The following is a 552-nucleotide window of genomic DNA, read 5'->3' on the forward strand; positions in this document are numbered from 1 at the left end:
GCCGATCACCGGGTTGTAGGCGGTGGTGTGTCCGATGGCGCGGTCGATGTCGTCCTGGTCGGTGTCGTGGACGCAGTAGTTGAGCAGGTGGCGGTGGGCCTTGTAGGCCATCTTGGTGAAGGGCTGGTGGTAGCAGAACGCGGCGAACTCCTCCAGGGAGCGGCCGCCCTGCTCGGTGTAGTCCTTCCAGCTTCCTTCGACGGCCTGGAGGTAGGCGCCGATCGACTCGTGTCCGTCGACCAGGGCCGTGTCGCGGTAGTTGGGCCGCCAGAAGTCCATGACGTCGGCGGTGAACAGTCCGGAGGGGTCCTCGATGCGCACCAGTGCCGGGTCGGCGCTGACCAGCATGGCCACGGCGGCCGCGCCCTGGGTGGCCTCGCCGGGGCTGTCCAGGTCGTACTTGGAGACGTCGCTGGCGATCACGAGGACCTGCTGGGCGGGGTCGCGACGGATCAGGCCGATGGCGAACTGCAGGGCGGCGGTCGCCCCGTAGCAGGCCTGCTTCAGCTCCACGACGCGGGTCGCCGACGGCAGCCCGATGAGGGAGTGGAC

At 69.0% G+C, this 552-nt stretch carries 1 protein-coding gene; it reads right to left on the reverse strand.

Going from position 1 to position 552, the window contains the following annotated elements:
* The coding region (locus E4U92_RS35550) for a hydroxymethylglutaryl-CoA synthase (protein ID WP_277754774.1) at window positions 1-552 on the reverse strand (552 nt) is incomplete at both ends.

It is taken from the genome of Streptomyces galbus, assembly GCF_005280195.1.
GTDB classification, from domain to species: Bacteria; Actinomycetota; Actinomycetes; order Streptomycetales; family Streptomycetaceae; genus Streptomyces; species Streptomyces galbus.